The organism is Arthrobacter sp. UNC362MFTsu5.1 (assembly GCF_000685965.1).
Lineage (GTDB): Bacteria > Actinomycetota > Actinomycetes > Actinomycetales > Micrococcaceae > Arthrobacter.
The window spans coordinates 1-19954 of the sequence record NZ_JMLE01000006.1; the positions used below are offsets into that span (position 1 = coordinate 1).

Below are 19954 nucleotides of genomic sequence, written 5' to 3' on the forward strand. Positions count from 1 at the left end.
GCATGGTCACCAAGTCCAACCTGATCCTGGGCATGGGCGAGACCCGCGAGGAAATCTCCGAGGCCCTGCGGGACCTGCACGAGGCCGGCTGCGACCTGATCACCATCACCCAGTACCTGCGCCCGTCCGAACGCCACCTGCCGGTGGACCGCTGGGTCAAGCCGCAGGAATTCGTGGACCTCGCCACCGAGGCCGAGGAAATCGGCTTCCTCGGCGTCATGTCCGGCCCGCTGGTCCGCTCCTCCTACCGTGCCGGCCGGCTCTGGGCCACCGCGATGCGCAAGAAGGGCTGGGAGATCCCGGCCGAACTCGCGCACATCGAAAGCTCCGGAAGCACCCGCCAGGAAGCCAGCTCCCTCATCGCGGCACACCACTAGGACCACCGTGAAATTCAGACGTGACATTGAGAGAGGACCGATGATGTTCCCCACCCGGATCGAGATCATCCCGTCAGAGGGAATCGCTGATCGGGTCAGCGCGCACGTGCCGTTGACCACAACGCTCACCGTGACGTGCCTGCCCCACCACGGGATCGAACGGACCATGCGCACCGCTGTGCAGCTGAGCCTGCTCGGCTACTCCGTGGTCCCGCATCTTGCGGCGCGGAGCCTGCATGACCGGTCCCAGCTCACCGGAATCCTCCGCGACTGCAACGTTGCCGGCATCGGCGAAGTGTTCGTGATCGGCGGCGACCGGAAGCAGCCGGCCGGCCCGTACGGCTCCGCGCTCCCGCTGCTCGAAGACATCGCGCAGTACACGGGCGGCATGATGCGGGCAGGAATCGCCGGCTACCCGGAGGGTCATCCCTCGGTTGGCCCGGTGGACCTGCTGGACGCCCTGCTGGCCAAGCAGCACGTGGCCTCGCACGTGGTGACGCAGATGTGCTTCTCCGCACCGAAAGTCCTTGACTACGTGGCGCTCCTGCGCCGCGAAGGAGTGCAGCTGCCCGTCTGGGCCGGCGTGGCCGGGAACGTTCCGCGGACCAAGCTGGTCTCCCTGGCGACGCAGATCGGCGTGGGAAGTTCCCTGAAGTTCCTGAGCCGAAAAGGTCCGCTGGCGCGCAAGCTCCTCAGCGGTGACCGCTACTCGCCGCAGAATCTCGTGGACGGGCTGGGAAGCCAGCCCGGGAAGATCGCCGGCATCCACCTCTACAGCTTCAACAACCTTGATGCGGTCCCCAACGAAGTGGGCCCCGCGTCTTCCCCAACGGCACTCCAGCCAGCATTGATTCGAGGAGCAGCACGTGACAACTAAGACCCTGACGTCCCACCAGGAACCGCATCTTGAAAGGCAGCTCAGCAACCGGCACATCCAGCTGATCGCCATTGGCGGAGCCATTGGCACCGGCCTTTTCATGGGGTCCGGCAAAACCATCTCGGCGGCCGGCCCGTCCGTCATCTTCGTCTACATGATCATCGGCTTCATGCTGTTCTTCGTCATGCGGGCCATGGGCGAACTGCTGCTGTCCAACCTGAACTACAAATCCTTCAGCGACTTCGCCGCTGACCTGCTGGGCCCCTGGGCCGGGTTCTTCACCGGCTGGACCTACTGGTTCTGCTGGGTGATCACCGGAATCGCGGACGTGATCGCCATTGCCGGCTACTCGAAGGAACTCTGGCCGGGGCTCCCGCTGTGGATCCCGGGCCTGGCCACCGTGGCCATCCTGCTGCTCCTGAACCTCACCACAGTGAAGGCCTTCGGCGAGACCGAGTTCTGGTTCGCGCTGATCAAGATCATCGCCATCGCGGCACTAATCATCGTGGGCCTGTTCATGATCTTCAGCGGATTCCAGTCCGACGCCGGCCCTGCCACCTTCACGAACCTGTGGAGCCACGGTGGTTTCTTCCCGAACGAGTTCATGGGTTTTGTGGCCGGCTTCCAGATCGCCGTCTTCGCCTTTGTGGGCATTGAACTGGTGGGCACCACGGCCGCGGAGGCCAAGGACCCGGAGAAGAACCTGCCCAAGGCCATCAACTCCATTCCCATCCGCGTGCTGCTCTTCTACGTTGGCGCACTCATCATCCTGATGTCCGTCACCCCGTGGACCCAGTTCCAGGCCGGCCACAGCCCGTTCATCGCCATGTTCTCCCTGGCCGGTCTGGGTGCCGCGGCCACCGTGGTGAACCTGGTGGTGCTCAGCTCGGCGATGTCCTCGGCCAACTCCGGCATATATTCCACCTCACGCATGGTTTACGGCCTGGCCCAGGAAGGTGACGCGCCGTCCGTGTTCGGCCGCCTGTCCCGCCGCAAGGTCCCGCAGAATGCGCTGTTCCTCTCCTGCGTCCTGCTGCTCTCCGGCGTCATCCTGATGTATGCCGGCTCGGACATCGGCAAGGCGTTCGACATGGTGACCACCGTGTCCGCCGTCTGCTTCGTTTTTGTCTGGTCCATCATCCTGGCCAGCTACCTGGCCTTCCGGCGGCGCCGCCCGCAGCTGCATGAGGCGTCCAAGTACCGGATGCCCGGCGGCATTCCCATGGTCTGGGTGGTCTTCGCTTTCTTCGCGTTCGTGCTGTGGGCACTGACCACCCAGCCGGACACGCTGCTGGCGCTCCTGGTAACGCCGGTGTGGTTCATCCTGCTCGGTGCCGCCTGGTTCGTGCTGCGCCGCCGGCCCGCGCACCTGGCCCGCTATGCGACGTTCCAGGCTGAACTCAGCCAGGACATGGAGCCCGACGCGGCTGGTGAGCGGGAACTCGGGGACGTCAGGAAATGAGCGAGCATGTACTGACTTTGGACTGTGCCGAGTCTCCGGGCATTGTCCATGCGATTTCGGGATTCCTGCTGGACCACGGCTGCGACATCATCGACAACAAGCAGTACGGGGACCGCGTCCAGGGGCACTTCTTCATGCGGGTGCACTTTGACTCGGGCCAGGATTCCACCAGCACCGAGGATCTCCGCGAGGACTTCGCATCCCTGGCGGAGAAGTGGCAGATGAACTGGCAACTGGAGCCGCACGGCCGCAAACGCCGCGTCCTGGTGATGGTGTCCAAAATGGGCCACTGCCTCAATGACCTGCTGTTCCGTGCCCGCACCGGCGACCTTCCCGTGGAGATCGTCGCCGTGGTCTCCAACCACCGCGAGCAGGAGGACCTGGTCCGGTGGCACGGCATCCCCTTCTTCCACCTGCCGGTCACGAAGGACACCAAACCGGAAGCAGAAGCCCGGCTTCTGGAACTGGTCGACGAGTTCGATGTGGAACTCGTGGTCCTGGCCCGCTACATGCAGGTCCTGAGCGACGAACTCTCGGCCAAGCTGGCCGGCCGGACCATCAATATCCACCACTCGTTCCTGCCCAGCTTCAAGGGTGCGAAGCCGTACCACCAGGCCTACGACCGCGGGGTCAAGACCGTGGGCGCCACAGCCCACTACGTCAACGCGGAACTCGACGAGGGACCGATCATTTCGCAGCAGGTCATCGACGTGGACCACACCTACACCGCCGACGACCTGGTGGCCGTTGGCCGGGACGCCGAATGCGCCGCGCTCCGCAACGCGGTGCGCTGGCACTGCGAGGGCAGGATAATGCTGCTGGGCAACCGCACCGTGATTCTGCGGTAGCGCCGTTTCCTGGGAAGCACGACGCCGGTGGTCACCTGACAAGGTGACCACCGGCGTCGAACTCTACAGATGGTGGCCTAACAACCTCCGGACGAGTTACCCCGCCCCTGTGACGGGGCAACCCATCATCCGGAAGGCGACGTCCGCCGATGGCACCCATGAACATCGGCAGGACCGCCTGCCACGGCCGCAGTCACTCCGCTGTGCCCGACCGGCCTGTGGCTGCAATCAACCTACCCGCAGGGCAGGAGGGCCCACGAGGGGCTTTAGGCCTATTCCGGGCGGAACTTCGGGCCGTGACATCGGACTCCTTGGCGGCGGCAGGGGAATAGCAGGGGCCCGGGGAGGCTTGTAATAACCGGGCGCCGACCACCGGTTGCCTCTTGAGAGGACCTCCTTGCCTACTACTTTCATCCCGTTTACTGTTCGCGCCACTGTCCGCGAGGACCACCAGCGTTCCTTCCGCACGGACATCGAGCGCCTCACGTCCAGCCACCGCGGCTGGGCGCCGCTGGACATGGTCAAGTCCACCAACACGCAGGCGCTTTTGCGCGGTGCAGTTCCCAACAGCGTCCACACCGCCACCGATGCGAGCCTGGCCCTCTACCTCCAGGACCGCCTCGTGGCGGCCAGCGACATTCACCTGGATCTCACCGTCTGCATCGAGCGGTAAGAGACACCGGCCTGTCAGGCGGCGCTGGTGGTGCCGGCGTCGGGAGCCGTCGGCGACATGAACGCCAGGTCACGTGCCACCGCCCGCAGGTACTGCAGGGCCGACTCCTCGGTGAGGCCGTACTCGCGGATCAAGGACTCCACAGCCAGTTCGGTCAGGGGTGAAGGCGGCGGCGAGACGGCGGTCCGTGCCTTCCGCGCCAGCTCCAACAGCAAATGGCACACCTTGGACATGCGCCGTGCGCATGCGACCGCCCGGATGACGTCGTCGCTGGTGAAGGCGTGCGGCGCGGGTGCGTATAGCGTCAGGGCGGCACTGGTCTCCCACTCATCGATCATCGGCACGGATAGCACGGATCCGAGGCCCTCACCGGCAATTGCTGCGCAGTATCCGGGCCAGCGGCGGTCTGCCGCGGCGTCGGGTATGTGGATGAATTCGCGGCTCACCACCGCGGCCCGGGCAGGACCGTCTGCGAACGAGCCTTGAAGTCCGTCGACCTGCCGCCCCTTGAGTGAGGCGGCCGTCCAATTCCGGACTCCGCCCGGGCCGACTCGGGTGATGGCCCAAAGGAAACCCCGGGCTGGGCCACCGACCTCCTCGATGAGGTCTTCGGCCGCATCGCTGAGGAACGCTTGTGCGTCGGGAGTGTCCAGAACTGCGGACGGGAAGGCAGCCGGTGGTTCCGGTCCGCTGTTCGTAGCTTCGGCCATGGTGCACGCTCAAATTAAGACGTTGCGGCTTCCTGCAAAACCCTGTAGGAAAAGCATAGGACCGTACCGCGAAATCCGCCCCGCTTTGGTGACAATCCGGTTCACCGGAAGTGCCTGTAGCCGGGTGGACTGACGGAGACCGGGTGACTTAACGGGGAGATGGTGTAAGTTTCTTCCGGCCAGCAAATACACCTGAAATGAGAACCCCCAAGTGGCAACTGATTACGACGAAGTACGTTCCGACGTCAAGGAATCGCAGGACAGCTCCCTCGAGGCCCTGCAGTCGGCGAACGCACCCGATGCCCGCAGCGTTGTCCGCGACCTGGACGAAGCAGATGCACTGGACGATTCCATTGTTCCCGGTGGCGAATTTGTGGCCGAGGAGCTGGTGGTTCAGGTGGTGCCGCAGGCGCGGGACGAGTTCACCTGCTATTCCTGCTTCCTGGTGCGGCACCGTTCACAGATCGCCCGCGAAAAGGACGGCCACGCGTACTGTATTGAGTGTGAAGGCTGACTCGATGCGGGCGTACGGTGCTTGTCGAGGCATTGGCCTGCCCGGCTAGTCCATGCTTCGCCTGAAACGCCTTGCGGTCTTCTGCCTTTTCGCGATCTGCGTCATCACCGGACTCCTTTTCTGGGTCCTCCGCGCACCCGGCGCGGCAGGGTTCGGGGACCTGGCGGCTCCGCCTCAATCGGGCGCGAAGCTCGCGACCCTCTCCGGCGCCCGTGCGGTGGACATCACCGACAGCACGATGGATGCAAAGTGGCTTGACCGGACAGCGGCGCAGACCGGCATACCTGCCCGGGCGCTCCAGGCCTACGCAGTGGCAGCCGAGCTGGCCAATGCCGCCGCACCGGCGTGCCGGATCGGGTGGAATACCGTAGCGGCCGTGGGCTTTGTTGAGTCGGCGCACGGCAGCCACGGCGGCGGAACTTTATCGAGCACCGGCCAGGTGAGCGGACCAATCATCGGGCCCAGCCTCGACGGCGGCAGCTTCGCCGCCATCCCGGACACGGACGACGGCGTCCTCGACGGCGACGCTCTTTGGGACCGCGCCGTCGGGCCCATGCAGTTCATCCCCTCCACGTGGGAGCTGGCGGGGCGGGACGGGAACGGCGACGGATACGCCGACCCGCTAAACATCGACGACGCCGCCCTCAGCGCCGCCTCGTACCTGTGCGGAGGCGGCCGCGACCTCACCACGGCGCGGGGATGGACCGACGCCGTGCTCTCCTACAACCAGTCCGATTCCTACGTGCTCCAGGTGCGCGAGCAGGCAAAGGCCTACGCAGTTGAGGCCAGGGCTGCCGGGTAGGACGGGAGGGACCATGCACGTCACGCGAGCTGCCGATGGGGATCAGGCACGTCGCAAGGCCGGCTCCGAGGCGACGGCCCTCACGGTGACCACAATGTCGCTCCTGGCCGCTTTTGCCGGGATGGAGCATGGCATCGGTGAGGTTCTGCAGGGGCCCATCGCTCCTCCCGCCCCGGTCTTCAGGTCCTGGGGTGACTCCCGCGTTCAGCCCCCTCAACGGCGAGCCTGCACTGACCCTGATACCCAACTTGCTGGTCTCAGGGATCCTCGCCGTCACCGTTTCCCTCTGCCTGGCACTTTGGTCGGTGCTCTATGTCCACAGACCACATCGAGCCAGCGGACTGGCCGTCCTGGCGGTGGTGTTGCTGCTCGTCGGCGGAGGTTTCGGACCTCCCGTACTGGCAATCCTGGCAGCCCTGCTGGCAACCCGCATCGGTTCCCGGACCCGAAGGAGGCCAAACCGCATGATGGCCGCCCTCGCTGCACTCTGGCCATGGCCGCTTGTGGTCCTCACAGCGTTCTTCCTGGCCCTGGTTCCCGGGACCGCCCTGCTTTATCTGGTCTGGCGGGTCGACAGCCTTGCGCTCGTTGCCGTGCTGATTGTCGGGGCTTTTTCCTCCGTCCCCCTTGCCTGGGCCAGCGCCCGCGGGCGCGACCTGCTCATGCGTTCCCCCGGAAGGGACGGCTTCATGGGATCGGCCGAACCCTTCGACGGCTAGGTCCGTTGGACCGCGCCGCCCCTCCGATTCCGGACGGGGACCGGCCCTGGGGCACAATACGTTCATGACCAATGACGATCTGCGGCCTGTCTACTTTCTTTCGGACAGCACCGGCATCACCGCGGAAACGCTCGGCAACACCTTGTTGACGCAGTTTCCCGCGAATCATTTCGACCGCATCACGGTCCCCTTCATCACCACCGTCGAACAGGCCAGGACCGTCGTCGGCACCATCGACAAACTGGCCGCCAGCGGTTTGCGGCCGATCGTCTTTTCCACGGCGGTCAGCAGCGACATCCGCCAGACCCTTGCCACGTGCAAGGGGATCATCGTGGACCTGATCGGGACGCATGTCGGTCAGCTGGAGCAGGCCCTCGGCTCGCCGGCCAGCGGCGAGCCCGGCAGGGCCCACGGCCTGGGCAATGCGGAGCGGTACCAATCCAGGATGGCCGCCGTTGAGTACGCCATGGAACACGACGACGGCCAAAGCCTGCGTGCGCTGGAAAAGGCACAGGTCATCCTGGTGGCGCCGTCCCGCTGCGGAAAAACTCCCACCACCATGTACCTGGCGCTGCAGCACGGAATCTTCGCCGCGAACTTCCCGCTGGTGGACGAGGATTTCGAACGCGAAGGGCTGCCCAAGCCGCTGCGGCCTTTCGTTGAGAAATGTTTCGGCCTCTCCTCCAACCCCCTGCGACTGAGCCAGATCCGCACCGAACGGCGCCGCGGTTCGCCCTACGCCTCGCTCCGCCAGTGCGGCTTCGAGCTGCGCAGCGCGGAGCAGCTGTACGTCTCCCACCGGATTCCGTACCTCAATTCAGCAACGGTGTCCGTGGAGGAAATGGCTGCGACCATACTGCAGCGCATGAACCTCAAGCATTAGGGAAAAATTTCACAATCAAAGTGTGGCGCACATCATGTGGAAAGAGCGCCCGAGACCTGTCACTGTGGACAAGATTCGCGCCCACCAAACGGCTATCGCCGCGAGCGGGGCGGCACATCTGCATGCCATCATCTGCAAAGGAGCAGCAACTATGACGACAGACATCCTGTGGTTCTCAGAACTCGGACTCAAGGACCTGGACCGGGTGGGCGGAAAGAACGCGTCCCTCGGTGAGATGGTGCAGAACCTGACCTCGGCCGGTGTCAAGGTCCCCGACGGTTTCGCCACGACAGCGGACGCGTACCGGACCTTCCTCGCAGATTCCGGCCTGGACCAGAAGATCGCCGACCGGCTCATCGGCCTGGACACCGACGATGTGACGGCCCTCGCCGCTGCCGGCCAGGAGATCCGCACCCTCATTCGTGAGACGCCGTTCCTGCCGGACTTCGAAGCCCAGATCCGGGACTCCTACCAGCAGTTGGTGGAAAAGCACGGCGGCTCCGAGGATCTCTCCTGGGCTGTCCGTTCCAGCGCAACGGCCGAAGACCTCCCGGACGCCTCCTTCGCCGGGCAGCAGGAAACCTTCCTGAACGTCCGCGGCATCGAGAACATCCTGCTCGCCATCAAGGACGTGTTCGCCTCCCTCTACAACGACCGCGCCATCGCCTACCGCGTGCACCACAAGTTCGAACACGCCGAGGTGGCGCTTTCGGCCGGTATCCAGCGCATGGTCCGCTCCGACGTCGGGGCCTCCGGCGTCATGTTCACCATGGACACCGAATCAGGATTCAACGACGCCGTGTTCGTCACGTCCTCCTACGGCCTCGGCGAGGCCGTGGTCCAGGGCGCCGTCAACCCGGACGAGTTCTACGTCTACAAGCCCGCCCTGCAGGCCGGCCGCCCGGCGATCCTCAAGCGCGGGCTGGGCGAGAAGGCACTCCAGATGACCTACACGAGCAACCGCGAAGTGGGCCACACCATCGATTTCGTTCCGGTTGAGGCTTCGCTGCGGAACCGCTTCAGCATCACGGACGACGACGTCGAGCAGCTCGCCCGGCACGCCGTCGCCATCGAGAACCACTACGGCCGCCCCATGGACATCGAATGGGGCAAGGACGGGATCGACGGCGGCCTGTACATCCTGCAGGCCCGCCCGGAGACCGTGCAGTCCCGCCGCGCCTCCGGCAGCCTGAGCCGCTTCCGCCTCAACGGGACCGGCCGGGTGCTGGTCGAAGGCCGCGCCATCGGCCAGCGCATCGGCGCCGGCACCGTCCGCATTCTCAGCTCAATCGACCAGATGGCCGCCTTCAAGACCGGCGATGTCCTCGTCGCCGACATGACCGACCCCGACTGGGAACCGATCATGAAGCGTGCCTCCGCCATCGTGACCAACCGCGGCGGACGCACCTGCCACGCGGCCATCATTGCCCGGGAACTGGGGATTCCCGCCGTCGTCGGTACCGGCGGCGCCACGGACGTCCTCTCCGACGGCCTCGAGGTGACCGTTTCCTGCGCCGACGGCGAGACCGGCGTGATCTACGAAGGGCTCCTGGACTTCAGCGTCGAGGAAACCGAGATCACCCAGCTGCCCGAGGCCCCGGTCAAGGTCATGATGAATGTCGGCACCCCGGAGCAGGCGTTCACCTTCGCGCAGCTCCCCAACCACGGCGTGGGTCTGGCCCGGCTCGAATTCATCATCAACCGCCAGATCGGCATCCACCCCAAGGCACTGCTGAACCTGGACAAGCAACCGGCGGATGTGGCCGCGGTCATCCGGGAGCGGATCGCCGCGTACGACAGCCCGCGCGAGTACTACATCAAGCGGCTGGCCGAGGGCGTGGCAACCATCGCGGCGGCCTTCGCGCCGGAACCGGTGATTGTGCGCATGTCCGACTTCAAGTCCAACGAGTACGCCAACCTCATCGGCGGACCGGCCTACGAGCCGCACGAAGAAAACCCGATGCTCGGCTTCCGCGGCGCCTCGCGGTACCTGGAGCCGTCCTTCCGGGACTGCTTCGACCTCGAGTGCGAGGCCCTGTCCTTCGTCCGCAACGAAATGGGCCTGACCAACGTCAAGCTCATGATCCCGTTCGTGCGGACCCTGGACGAGGCCCGCGGCGTCATCGAGCTGCTTGGCGAGAACGGCCTGGTGCGCGGCGAGAACGGCCTCGAAGTCATCATGATGTGCGAAATTCCGTCCAACGCGCTGCTGGCTGACGAATTCCTGGACCACTTCGACGGGTTCTCCATCGGCTCCAACGACATGACCCAGCTGTCCCTCGGCCTGGACCGGGATTCCGCGATCGTCTCGGGCGGCTTCGATGAACGCGATCCTGCCGTCAAGAAGCTCCTCAGCATGGCCATCAAGGCGTGCAAGGCGCGCGGCAAGTACGTCGGCATCTGCGGCCAGGGGCCCAGCGACCACGCGGACTTCGCCGAATGGCTGGTCGGGGAAGGCATCGATTCCGTCTCCCTGAACCCCGACACCGTGGTGGACACCTGGCTCCGGCTCGCCGGTGAGGCACGCGGCGAAGAAGCCGTCGCGGCAGTCGGCGCTGACGCGAACTGACTCTCCGTGTGAAACGAGTGCCCGCCCGGGAAACCCCGGGCGGGCACTCTCGTTAACGCGGCAGACGCCGGCTTCTGTAGCCACAATTTCCGGTCCGCACCCGGCACCAAGGCAGAATGGAAGGCATGACCCTTACGACGTTCGCCCTTGTCCGCCATGGCCAGACCGACTGGAATGCGCAGCGCCGGCTGCAGGGATCCACCGACATTCCGCTGAACGACGTCGGCCGCGGCCAGGCACGCGACGCCGTCGCCGTCCTGTCCGGCCAGGAATGGGACGCAATTGTGTCCTCGCCGCTCGGCCGTGCCGCGGAAACAGCGAACCTCATTGCCGACGGTCTGGGCCTCAGCGTGGCGCGGCACATTCCGGAGCTCACCGAGCGTAGCTTCGGGCCCGCGGAGGGCCTGCAGGCCGGTCCCGAGCTTGACGCCCTGCGCATTCCCGGTGGTTTCCGCGGCGCGGAAAGCGAGGACGAGGCAGCCTCCCGCGGGTTGGCCGCGCTGGAGACCCTGGCTGAGGAGTTCCGCGGCCGCCGCGTCCTGGTGGTCGCCCACGGCACCCTCATCCGCGTAAGCCTCAGCCGCGCCATCGGCCGCACCCTGGACAGCGTCGAGAACGCTGTGCTCAACCTCGCCCACCACCATGCCGTTGACGGCTGGCAGCTCGAATACTTCAACGGCGAACGCGTGGCGGCTTCCGTTTAGCGCGGAGCCGTCCCTACGGCTGGTAGTGCTCCTCCGCCGGTGCGAATCCGGCCCGGTCCACCTTCCGGTGGTAGTGGACTCCGGCCAGGCCGCCCAGGACGGCGCCCAGGAGCGCTAGCGCGGCGACTGCGATAGCTGCAACAACGCTGCTCGTACTGAGCAGGCCCTCATGGACGGGTACGCCCAGGAGATCCCTGACCACGGTCAGGGGATCAGATTGGCCGCCGCCGACGGCAACCAAGGCAAGTCCCGCGGCGGCAATGACGGCCCACAGCCACACCATGAGGCCCTGGCCGACGCCGTTGAAGCGGGCCATCCGTCCTGCGACGTAGCCGCCTGAAACAAAAGCGAGGAACGGGACGAGGAAGAGCAGGATCAGGCCGGCCATCCCGCTGAACGGAGAGGACGCCTTTGTTGAATCCGAGACCGGGTCCGTGCCGGGCAGAAGCCCCGCCCTACCCGCCGCCAAGGCCAAAGCGCCCAGCAGGATAATCATTGCGGCCGCAGTCAGGCAGCCGAAGAAGGCCGAACCGATTTTGATGCCGCCGAAGCGCTCCTCCTGCCGGGCAACCACCGTTTCCCTGATCCGGGCAACCGGGTCGGCCGGAACCACACGGTCGGCCGGGACCGCGCTCTCGGCCGGGACCACGACGTCGGGCTCTTCGTAGGAGCCGCCATCGGCGTTCCATGGGCTGCCCATCACGCGTCCCCGCTTTCACTGCTCAAAACGGTGGGTATGCCCTAAGTTAAACGCACCCCGGCGCAGTCCACGAGAGGCTTAGGACCTCAGGCGGCCTTGCGGGCCTTCCGCCCGTCGCTCGGCGCGGACCGCCGTGAAGCACTCACGGACGCCCTGGTCCGGGTCCCTACGCGGCTGCCCTGCGCGACCGTGCTGTCGCCATGCAGGCGCACTCCGTGGCCAATGACGGCGCCCGCTCCAATCCGGGAGTGGCTGCCAACACGGACCCGGTTGCCGATCACGGCGCCCGGCCCCACGTACACGGCGTCACCGATCACCACCCGCTGGCCGATCCGGGCCCGCCGGTCAATCCAGCTGCCGCCGCCAATCCGGCAGCCCTGTCCCACCTCGGCGCCGGCCTCCACGTAGGCCGTGGAACTGATGAAGGACGACTCGTCCACCTCGGCGCCGCGCCCGATCAGGCCGCCGCCGTTCGGGTGCCGGTGATAGCTGATGACCTTGCCGGCGTCGTCTTCGACTGTTTCGATTTTCCTGCTCATGACCTTCCTGTCAGTCCGGCGCAACCAATGGTGCCGGACACTCGTTATTAACGCCGGCAACCCGGTGTGCATTCCATTCACAAATGTGGCATTCCGGGCAGTTTCTGGAACATGTGGGGCGCTTCCATGGTTAATCACAGAAAGGGCGCAGGGCTTCCCACAAGGAGGTGCGTGGTGACCACGAATGACAAGGATCTGTCAGGACGCCGGCCTCACGGCGTTGTCATCGGCAGGGGGGATAAGGCTGCCGGCGTCAGCGAGCACCCGTGGCGCCGATACGTGGCGTTGGGGGATTCATTTACCGAAGGCGCGGGGGACCCGGACCCGCGGCGCCCCGGCGGAGTGCGGGGCTGGGCCGACCGTGTGGCCGAGGAACTGAGTAACGGCCACCCGGACTTTGCCTACGCGAACCTAGCCGTGCGGGGCCAGCTCTTGGACCAGATCCTGGCACGGCAGGCCGGGCCCGCGCTGGCGCTGCAACCGGACCTGATCACGCTTTCCGCCGGCGGCAACGACATGGTCTTCCACGGCAGCGATCCGGACAAGTTGGCGGAACGGCTCGACTCCGGCGTGGAGCTGCTCAGCACTTCCGGTGCCACACTGGTGGTGTTCACCGGCCCCGACTGGGGGTCCACCCCTGTGCTGGGCCGCAACCGGACAAAGGTTGCCGTCTTCAACGAAAACATCCGCGCGATCGCCGCAAAGCATGATGCCGTGGTCGCTGATCTGTGGGGCTTGCGCGAGCTCAGGAACCCGTTGATGTGGGACCGGGACAGGCTGCACCTGTCACCGCTGGGCCACCATGCCGTTGCGATGAGGGTGCTGGATGCGCTCGGTGTGCAGCACCTCCTGCAGCCGCTGGAATCCCGCGAACTGCCGCGCGGCAACTGGCGGCAGGCCCGCGTCGAAGACCTCCAATGGGCCCGCAGCTATCTGCTGCCCTGGGCGTGGCACCAGGTCCGCCGGCCGGCCAAGGTCACTGAGCCCATCGCAAAGCAGCCTGTTGCCGCCCCGGTAACCACTCCGGGCCGGCCCGCGGTTGCCGTCAGGAGCAACGCCTGAGAGGCGCAGCCCCGGGGCGCCATGGAGTGTCTGCCGCACACTGTCGGTGGCCTGCCATAAACTCAGCCAGTGGCAGATTCGAGCACCGATAGCAGTGCAAACCCGGTGGTGATCCCAGTGCTGGAGGGACAGACCTGCATTGCCGAGCTGCTCCCGGAGTTCAAGGACCTTGCCCGTCTTGCCCTGTCGGAGTGGGGGCCGCAGGACGCCGACGCATCAGCAGACGGCCAGCAGACGCTCTTCTGATCGCTGGCGCTCTCATCGCCAGGCCCTCGTCGCCGAACCGTGCCCCAATGACTTCCGTCGTGGCTGCCTTCCGTCCCGCAATGCCTTCCGCCGTGGCTGCAGCGGGTCATGGCTGCAGCGGCAGGAACAGGACGGTGTAGATTCCCAGCAGGGCGAGGACGACGACGCTCGCGGCAACCGCCGCCGTCGAACCTAAATCGGGTGGCATGGTTTCCCGGTTGATGCCCCGGACGGCACGGTGGAACCGGCGTTTTTGGGTGAGGTTGATGGCCAGCGCCGCGGCGATGGCGCCGCAGACGAGCGTTCCGACGAACCAGCCGTGGTGGGGCAGCCAGCGCAGGAAGAGCGCTGCGGCCACCACCATTGCCATGGTGGTTCGGCCCCACGCCAGATCCGTGCGTTCGGGCTGGAGGCCGGAATCGCCGTGCCGGGCCGGATCTCCCGGGTCGGGATCATTCGGGGCAGCCACGCTCAGGCCGGCCGGGCGATCACGAACACCACCATGATGGCAGCCACCAAGGCTCCGCCGATGGCCAGCACGGGAGCGATCAGGGGAAGCGGCAACGGCGAATTGGACCGCATGGCGCGTTCCACGTTCAGCCAGCGGAAGAACGAGCCGCCGCCGATGACCAATGCCAGCACCAGCAGCAGGACCGCGATGGTCTTGCGCAACTCGGGACCCAGGAGGCTGGCCATAAAGGCCTCGACGGCCACGCCGCCGGCGAGCAGCGCCAGGGACGTCCTGATCCACGCCAGGAAGGTGCGCTCGTTCGCCAGGGTAAACCGGGGATCGGGTTCGGTGCCGCCACCGAGGAGCCGCGATGCGAGCCGGCCCCTCGCATCCTTCGCTCCGGTATTCGAATCGTCTGGCACCGTCTCATCCCTCCGCGCATGGCAGGTCGCAGATGCTCCCTTCTCTTGCCTACCATGTTTCCGGCGGCGGTGTCCCGACGACGCCCGGGCGGTGCCGGACACGTGCCGGGCGGGGGTGCACCCGTTTTGGCGGACAGTTGGGTAGCGTTGTACGCCGTGAGCACCGAACAGAGGGTTGTGGGCATTGCGTCGCTGTGGTCCGCCGTCGTCCTCAGCATGGTGGCGTTGGCTGCACCGGTGGCAGCGGAGCCGTGCCCGGCAGGCCAGGTTCCGGTGACCCGCGGCGGCGTCTGCGTCCCGTTGAGCCCGTTGCTTCCCGGACCGGCAACGCCGACGACGGCGGCTCCAACGGCGCCTGCCCCCTCGCCCACGGTAACGTCGGACCCTCCGCCGGGCGGCGCCCTTCCAGGGCAGCCCGGCCCTAGCACCCAGGCGTCGGCAGCCCAGCTTCCTGCACCGGGAACCGAAGCGCCCGGAAACCTGGCGCCCGGAACCACCACCGACGACGCGGAAGCGGCGGTCGATGCGACCGTCACGCCGTCGTCGGAATCGTCCGGTGCGCCGGCCACTGCGGGTCCCGCACCATCGGCTCAGGCAACGTCCGCCGTTCCGGCGGGTGCACCTGCACGTCCGCAGACGCCGTCCCGGTCAACCCTGGCAACGGCCGGTTACCTGCTGACGATCGGCGGAATCCTGCTGCTGGCCTGGGCTGCAGCAGGATTCGCGCTGCACCGCCCCGCGCCACGGGCGCGCCGGGCTTAGGCCGCCCCGGTCAGCTGCGGCGTGGCACGGCGAACCGCGGCGTGCTTGCGGAAGCCGTCAACCGGCACCCGCCGGGTGTCGCAGGCCGAAGCTGCCGGGACCGGCAGTGCGGCACCCTGCACCACGGCAGCCGGTGCCGGAACCGAGCTGGCGGACGGACAGAGGTCGGTGATCAGTCCCATTCCCGCGCACTCGCGGACCGTCTCGATGGCCGCGACAGCCGAGGCTTTGTCGGGGTAAACACCGGAAACCGCCAGTTCGGTTCCGTCCGGCGTTGTCAGCCGGAACCGGTACTGCGCCTGTGCATCAAGGAAAACTTCGAACTTGCCGGCCATAACTAATCCTTCCGGTCTGCGGAGCCCGTCCGCTGGCGGCTTCGCCGTGAAACGGGCCGAACGCATCTCTGCGAACATGTTCCGCTGGTCTGGTCGAACGATCAGAATTGATCGGTTCATCAAGTGCTTCAAGTCTGTCGCGGCTCCTTGTAGGCTCACAAGACCGATCAAGTTAAGCCCACGTAAAATGCATGCAACGGATTGCCCTCCCAGGGTCCTTCCACTGCCTCAGCGCACACCAAGGAGCTCGTTATGACCACATTGTCAGATCGACCCAACACCGCCTTGATGGTGATCGACGTCCAGAACAGCGTGGTGTCGGATGTGCACCAGCGCGACGAGGTGGTGGCCAACATCGGCACGCTCGTGGACAAGGCGCGCAGTGAAGGAGTGCCGATCGTCTGGGTCCAGCACTCGGACGAGCAGCTGGAAAAGGGCAGCGAAGCCTGGGAGTATGTCCCGGAACTGAAGCGCCAGGACCCTGAGGCGCTGGTGCACAAGTCGTTTGCGGACTCGTTCGAGGACACCAACCTGGAAGAGGTGCTGGCCGACGCCGGAGTGGGCCGACTCGTGGTGACCGGCGCGCAGACGGACGAATGCATCCGGTCCACCATCCACGGCGCCTTTGTCCGCGGCTACGACGTGACGCTCGTCGGCGATGCACACACTACGGAAGACCAGAGCGAATGGGGCGCGCCGCCGCCGGACAAGGTCATCGCGCACACCAACCTGTACTGGAAGTACCACACGGCGCCCGGCCGGACAGCTGCCGTGGAGGACACGAAGGATGTGACCTTCAAGGACTGAGCCGGTCCCTCTCGACCCCGCATGCGGGCCACCCGTCCAATTGGCAGAATAGGAACCGGTAACAGGCCTCACGAAGAGGCTGCGGGATTGAGTTGGGTGGAGCTGTGGTGGAAGTTGACGTCGTTGTAGTTGGCGGAGGGGCGATGGGATCCGCTGCCGCGTGGCAGCTGGCCCGCCGCGGGCACTCGGTCAGGCTCCTGGAACAGTTCGAGCAGGGGCACCACATCGGCGCCTCCCACGGCGCGACCCGGAATTTCAACACGGCCTACGCGGAGGCTGACTACCTGGACCTGGTCACCGAGGCCAAGGATCTGTGGGACGGGCTGGCCGCCGAAACGGGCAGGCAACTCCTGGACCTCGTGGGACTGGTGAACCACGGCAACGTCCGCCGGCTGCAGGAGGTCCGGTCCTCGCATGCCCGGCGGGGCATAGAAAGCCACTTCATCCCGGCGTCGGAAGCGGCGGACCGCTGGCGGGGCATGAACTTCCGGAGCGAGGTGCTGGTGGTTCCCGGCTCCGGCCGTATCCGCGCCGAGGCGGCGCTGCAGGCGCTGCGCCAGGCCGCGGAGGCGCACGGCGCCCGCTTTGAGTACTCGACGCCGGTCCGCGACATCCGCGTCGCCGGTGACGACCGCGCCGTCGTCGTTACTGACTCCGGCGAGATCACCGCGCGGCGCGTTGTGGTCACGGCCGGTGCGTGGACCACCAAGCTTGCGGGGAACCTGGTCCGGCTCCCGAGGCTCGTGGTCACGCAGGAGCAGCCGGCCCACTTCACGCCGCTGGATGACTCGCTGGCCTGGCCCAGTTTCAACCACAACCCCGACCCGGACGACCCCCGCGACGGGTACTGGTACAGCCCGGTCTACGGAATGCTGACGCCGGGTGAAGGCATCAAGGCAGGCTGGCACGGGGTGGGGCCGGTGACGGATCCGGACGCGCGGAGCTTCACCCCCGAGCCGGTACAGCTGGAGGCGCTGGTCAGGTACGTCCGGGACTGGCTGCCGGGCGTGGATCCGGAGTCGGCGGTTCCGATCAGCTGCACGTACACCACCACCGCGAACGAGGACTTTGTGCTGGACCGCTTCGGGCCGGTGGTGGTGGGGGCCGGGTTCTCCGGTCACGGTTTCAAGTTCACACCGGCCATCGGCCGGGTACTTGCAGACCTTGCCGACGGCGGCAGCGCCCCGGCGAGGTTCTCCGCCCGGCGCTAGGGAACGGCGCTAGGGAACGGTTGGCAGGCCGGATTCCGCCGGAGCGGGTAGCGTTGGCTGACATGCGCAACGGTCGACTGGTTCCATGCATCCTCGCGGTGCTGTCCGTCGTGGCTGCCTGCCTCCTGGCTTTCGCTGTGTCCGCAAGTGCTGCGCCCTGCTCGGACAAGAAGGGTCCTGCTGCCGACGCCGGCTCCTGCGTTTCCGGCGGGCCGCCGTCGCGGGCGCCCGCATCCCCGGCAACTTCCCCGGAGCCAGCCGCCCCCGGAACCATTCAGGACGGCACCGGCCCCGGTGAAGTGCAGCCCGTCGTCACAGGTTCCGGTGAGAAAGATATGCCGTTACAGGAAACTATCGCCGGCCAGGGACCGGAGGCGGCCAGCGCAGCGTCCGCGGGATCGCCGTCCCGCGCGGGCACGGCCACGCCGGCAGGATCTGAGCCACCGTTGCCGTCCCGCTCGGCCCGGACGTTGACGGCGGCACCGTCCGATTCCGGCGGGGTTGAGGCGGGGACCGTTCCTGTCGCGGGATACCTGATTGCCATCGGCGGCGGGCTGCTCCTGCTTTCTTCAGCCTTCGGTTTTCTCAGGTTCCGTCCCGGCGCCAGGGTCCAGCCATGATGTCGGCAAACGCTGTGGATGAGCTCACCGGGATAGCCGGCTTCGCCGCGCGCAGCATCGACTCGTTGGGGGAATGGGGCGTCGGGCTCTTCACCTTTGCCGAAACGGTCATCCCGCCCATTCCCAGCGAGGTCATCCTGCCGCTGGCTGGCTTCCTCACCAAGCAGGGGAGCATGGTCCTGGCGCTCGTCTTCATCACCAGCACGCTCGGCGCGTACGCCGGTGCCTTACTGCTGTACTGGCTGGGCGCCAAACTGGGCTTGGAACGGGCCATCACGGGCCATCACGGGCCTGTCCCGGCTTCCGCTGATGGACCGCGAAGACTTCGAAAAGGCCGCGGACTGGTTCCAGCGCCACGGCAAGTCGGCGGTGTTCTTCGGCCGGTTCCTGCCGGGGGTGCGCAGCCTGATTTCGTTGCCGGCCGGCGCCAAGAAAATGAACCTGGCCACTTTCAGCATCTTCACCATTGCCGGGAGCGGGCTCTGGAACGCGCTGCTGATCGGCCTGGGCGTGCTGCTCGGAGCCCAGTACCGGCTTATTGAGGACTACTCCAAATACCTCAATTACGCCGTGTACGCCGTGCTGGCTGCCACCATTGCATGGCTGTCCGTCCGGGCTTACCGGCGGCAACGCGAACGCTTGGATCAGAACGAACGTTAGGGGAGTGGCTGGAATGGGCACGGAAGCGCACGGCCGGATCGTCGTCGTCGGCTCCCTCAACGCCGACCTGACCATTTACTGCGAACGGCTCCCGCGGCCGGGCGAGACGGTCCACGGTACCGGGTTCGCCGTCAATCCCGGGGGCAAGAGCGCCAACCAGGCCGTGGCTGCCAGCCTCCTTGGCGGGGCGGTCAGCCTCATCGGGGCCGTGGGGGACGACTCCAACGGCGAAATGCTCCTGGCCTCCACCGCCGGCGCCGGTGTGGACATCTCGCACGTGCGCATTTCACCGTCCGCCGCCACGGGAGTCGCGGTCATCGCAGTGGACGCGCACGGTGAGAACAACATCATCATCTCCGCCGGGGCCAACGGGACCCTTGCGCCCGCCGACGTCGCAGCGGCCGCGGAGGCGTTCGACGGCGCCTCCGTGATCTGCCTCTGCCTTGAGATCGGCATGGATACGGTGGAAGCCGCGGCCCGGGCAGGGCGCGACGCCGGCGCAACAGTTCTGTTAAACCTGTCGCCCTACGGCGAGATCCCGCAGGGGTTGGCGGATTTGTGCGATGTGCTGTTGGTCAATGCGCACGAAGCGTCACTGTTTTTGGGGCCGGATGTTCCCGGGGCGGACGCGGACGACGCCGGCTGGGACCAGGTCCGGGAAAGGTTCGCCGGGCGCGGGCTGCACCGGGTGGTGGTCACCCTTGGCTCCAGGGGCTCGGTAGTTCTTGATTCGCTGGCCGCAGGAAGGGACCGCGTTACGAGGATCGCGCCGGTTGCGGTCCACGCCGTGGACACGACGGGAGCCGGCGACGCGTTTACGGGCGCCGTTGCTGCGCGGCTCGCCGCCGGCGAGCCGCTGGCCGACGCCGCGGCCTTCGCCTCAGCGGCGGCGGCGCTTGCCGCCACACGCAAGGGCACGCAGGCTGCATACGCCGACGTTGCCGACGTGGAGCGGCTGCGGCGGTCTGCACGAGGCTGACGGAAGCGGGCCGCCGGTCCGA

The 19954-nt window shown here is 66.6% G+C and carries 23 protein-coding genes and 2 pseudogenes; 19 read left to right on the forward strand and 6 right to left on the reverse strand.

Annotation, left to right across the window (positions count from 1 at the left end; translation table 11 throughout):
- The 5 genes and pseudogenes from BS38_RS0107435 to BS38_RS0107455 all read left to right on the forward strand — a co-directional run.
- A pseudogene (locus BS38_RS0107435) lies at window positions 1-377 on the forward strand (lipoyl synthase); the annotation flags it as partial.
- A 40-nt stretch (window positions 378-417) separates the two neighbouring features.
- On the forward strand, window positions 418-1254 hold the full coding sequence (locus BS38_RS24625; protein ID WP_081818841.1) for a methylenetetrahydrofolate reductase: 837 nt from the start codon (window positions 418-420) through the stop codon (window positions 1252-1254).
- Complete coding sequence (cycA, locus tag BS38_RS24630) at window positions 1244-2716, forward strand: D-serine/D-alanine/glycine transporter (protein ID WP_043438010.1); 1473 nt, start codon at window positions 1244-1246, stop codon at window positions 2714-2716. The genes BS38_RS24625 and cycA overlap by 11 nt, the downstream gene beginning before the upstream one ends.
- The gene (purU, locus tag BS38_RS0107450) at window positions 2713-3564 is read left to right on the forward strand and encodes a formyltetrahydrofolate deformylase (RefSeq protein ID WP_028270228.1); all 852 of its coding nucleotides are present in this window, start codon (window positions 2713-2715) and stop codon (window positions 3562-3564) included. The genes cycA and purU overlap by 4 nt, the downstream gene beginning before the upstream one ends.
- Window positions 3565-3961: 397 nt before the next feature.
- A complete protein-coding gene (locus BS38_RS0107455; protein ID WP_028270229.1) occupies window positions 3962-4237 on the forward strand; it encodes a hypothetical protein in 276 nt (91 codons plus the stop codon).
- A 14-nt stretch (window positions 4238-4251) separates the two neighbouring features.
- Here the strand turns inward: BS38_RS0107455 and BS38_RS26415 are convergent, their stop codons facing one another.
- Window positions 4252-4947 carry a GAF domain-containing protein gene (locus BS38_RS26415; protein ID WP_051628782.1) on the reverse strand — a complete coding sequence of 232 codons (696 nt, stop codon included), beginning with the start codon at window positions 4945-4947 and terminating at the stop codon, window positions 4252-4254.
- Window positions 4948-5158: 211 nt separating this feature from the next.
- Between BS38_RS26415 and BS38_RS0107465 the strand changes: the two genes are divergently transcribed.
- The 6 genes from BS38_RS0107465 to BS38_RS0107490 all read left to right on the forward strand — a co-directional run bounded on the left by BS38_RS0107465 (window position 5159) and on the right by BS38_RS0107490 (window position 11138).
- Entirely contained in the window at window positions 5159-5461 is a 303-nt protein-coding gene (locus BS38_RS0107465; protein WP_028270230.1) for a DUF4193 domain-containing protein, read from the forward strand.
- A 52-nt stretch (window positions 5462-5513) separates the two neighbouring features.
- Complete coding sequence (locus tag BS38_RS0107470) at window positions 5514-6263, forward strand: lytic transglycosylase domain-containing protein (protein WP_028270231.1); 750 nt, start codon at window positions 5514-5516, stop codon at window positions 6261-6263.
- A 191-nt stretch (window positions 6264-6454) separates the two neighbouring features.
- A complete protein-coding gene (locus BS38_RS0107475; RefSeq protein WP_028270232.1) occupies window positions 6455-6982 on the forward strand; it encodes a hypothetical protein in 528 nt (175 codons plus the stop codon).
- 64 nt (window positions 6983-7046) lie between these two features.
- On the forward strand, window positions 7047-7865 hold the full coding sequence (locus BS38_RS0107480) for a pyruvate, water dikinase regulatory protein (RefSeq protein WP_028270233.1): 819 nt from the start codon (window positions 7047-7049) through the stop codon (window positions 7863-7865).
- 151 nt (window positions 7866-8016) lie between these two features.
- Window positions 8017-10434 carry a phosphoenolpyruvate synthase gene (gene ppsA, locus BS38_RS0107485; protein ID WP_028270234.1) on the forward strand — a complete coding sequence of 806 codons (2418 nt, stop codon included), beginning with the start codon at window positions 8017-8019 and terminating at the stop codon, window positions 10432-10434.
- A 116-nt stretch (window positions 10435-10550) separates the two neighbouring features.
- The gene (locus BS38_RS0107490; RefSeq protein WP_028270235.1) at window positions 10551-11138 is read left to right on the forward strand and encodes a histidine phosphatase family protein; all 588 of its coding nucleotides are present in this window, start codon (window positions 10551-10553) and stop codon (window positions 11136-11138) included.
- A gap of 13 nt (window positions 11139-11151) precedes the next feature.
- Here the strand turns inward: BS38_RS0107490 and BS38_RS0107495 are convergent, their stop codons facing one another.
- Both BS38_RS0107495 and BS38_RS0107500 read right to left on the reverse strand, forming a co-directional pair.
- On the reverse strand, window positions 11152-11838 hold the full coding sequence (locus BS38_RS0107495) for a hypothetical protein (RefSeq protein WP_028270236.1): 687 nt from the start codon (window positions 11836-11838) through the stop codon (window positions 11152-11154).
- An 86-nt stretch (window positions 11839-11924) separates the two neighbouring features.
- Window positions 11925-12377, reverse strand: a complete 453-nt coding sequence (locus BS38_RS0107500; RefSeq protein ID WP_028270237.1) for a DapH/DapD/GlmU-related protein — start codon at window positions 12375-12377, stop codon at window positions 11925-11927.
- A gap of 174 nt (window positions 12378-12551) precedes the next feature.
- Here BS38_RS0107500 and BS38_RS0107505 point away from each other — a divergent pair, with 174 nt between their 5' ends.
- On the forward strand, window positions 12552-13439 hold the full coding sequence (locus BS38_RS0107505; protein WP_028270238.1) for an SGNH/GDSL hydrolase family protein: 888 nt from the start codon (window positions 12552-12554) through the stop codon (window positions 13437-13439).
- A 69-nt stretch (window positions 13440-13508) separates the two neighbouring features.
- Window positions 13509-13685 (forward strand): hypothetical protein, encoded by a 177-nt coding sequence (locus BS38_RS27050; RefSeq protein WP_156037081.1) that lies wholly within the window; start codon window positions 13509-13511, stop codon window positions 13683-13685.
- Between the two features lie 106 nt (window positions 13686-13791).
- On the opposite strand, the gene BS38_RS24640 is transcribed toward BS38_RS27050, so the two are convergent.
- Window positions 13792-14154: a DUF202 domain-containing protein gene (locus BS38_RS24640; protein WP_043438015.1), complete on the reverse strand. Its 363-nt coding sequence runs from the start codon at window positions 14152-14154 to the stop codon at window positions 13792-13794.
- Window positions 14155-14156: 2 nt separating this feature from the next.
- Complete coding sequence (locus BS38_RS0107520) at window positions 14157-14558, reverse strand: YidH family protein (RefSeq protein WP_028270239.1); 402 nt, start codon at window positions 14556-14558, stop codon at window positions 14157-14159.
- A 156-nt stretch (window positions 14559-14714) separates the two neighbouring features.
- Here BS38_RS0107520 and BS38_RS0107525 point away from each other — a divergent pair, with 156 nt between their 5' ends.
- Entirely contained in the window at window positions 14715-15320 is a 606-nt protein-coding gene (locus tag BS38_RS0107525; RefSeq protein WP_156037082.1) for a hypothetical protein, read from the forward strand.
- Here BS38_RS0107525 and BS38_RS0107530 read toward each other — a convergent pair.
- Window positions 15317-15655 (reverse strand): YegP family protein, encoded by a 339-nt coding sequence (locus BS38_RS0107530; RefSeq protein WP_028270241.1) that lies wholly within the window; start codon window positions 15653-15655, stop codon window positions 15317-15319. The genes BS38_RS0107525 and BS38_RS0107530 overlap by 4 nt on opposite strands.
- A gap of 252 nt (window positions 15656-15907) precedes the next feature.
- On the opposite strand from BS38_RS0107530, the gene BS38_RS0107535 reads away from it, so the two are divergent.
- From BS38_RS0107535 to BS38_RS0107555, 5 genes and pseudogenes are all read left to right on the forward strand, one after another.
- On the forward strand, window positions 15908-16462 hold the full coding sequence (locus BS38_RS0107535) for a cysteine hydrolase family protein (protein ID WP_028270242.1): 555 nt from the start codon (window positions 15908-15910) through the stop codon (window positions 16460-16462).
- A 107-nt stretch (window positions 16463-16569) separates the two neighbouring features.
- On the forward strand, window positions 16570-17673 hold the full coding sequence (locus tag BS38_RS0107540; protein WP_028270243.1) for an FAD-dependent oxidoreductase: 1104 nt from the start codon (window positions 16570-16572) through the stop codon (window positions 17671-17673).
- 62 nt (window positions 17674-17735) lie between these two features.
- Window positions 17736-18293, forward strand: a complete 558-nt coding sequence (locus BS38_RS0107545) for a hypothetical protein (RefSeq protein ID WP_043438025.1) — start codon at window positions 17736-17738, stop codon at window positions 18291-18293.
- Window positions 18290-18953: pseudogene (locus BS38_RS24645) on the forward strand (DedA family protein). The gene BS38_RS0107545 and the pseudogene BS38_RS24645 overlap by 4 nt, the downstream one beginning before the upstream one ends.
- Before the next feature lie 13 nt (window positions 18954-18966).
- The gene (locus tag BS38_RS0107555; protein ID WP_028270245.1) at window positions 18967-19932 is read left to right on the forward strand and encodes a ribokinase; all 966 of its coding nucleotides are present in this window, start codon (window positions 18967-18969) and stop codon (window positions 19930-19932) included.
- The last annotated feature ends 22 nt before the right edge of the window (window positions 19933-19954 follow it).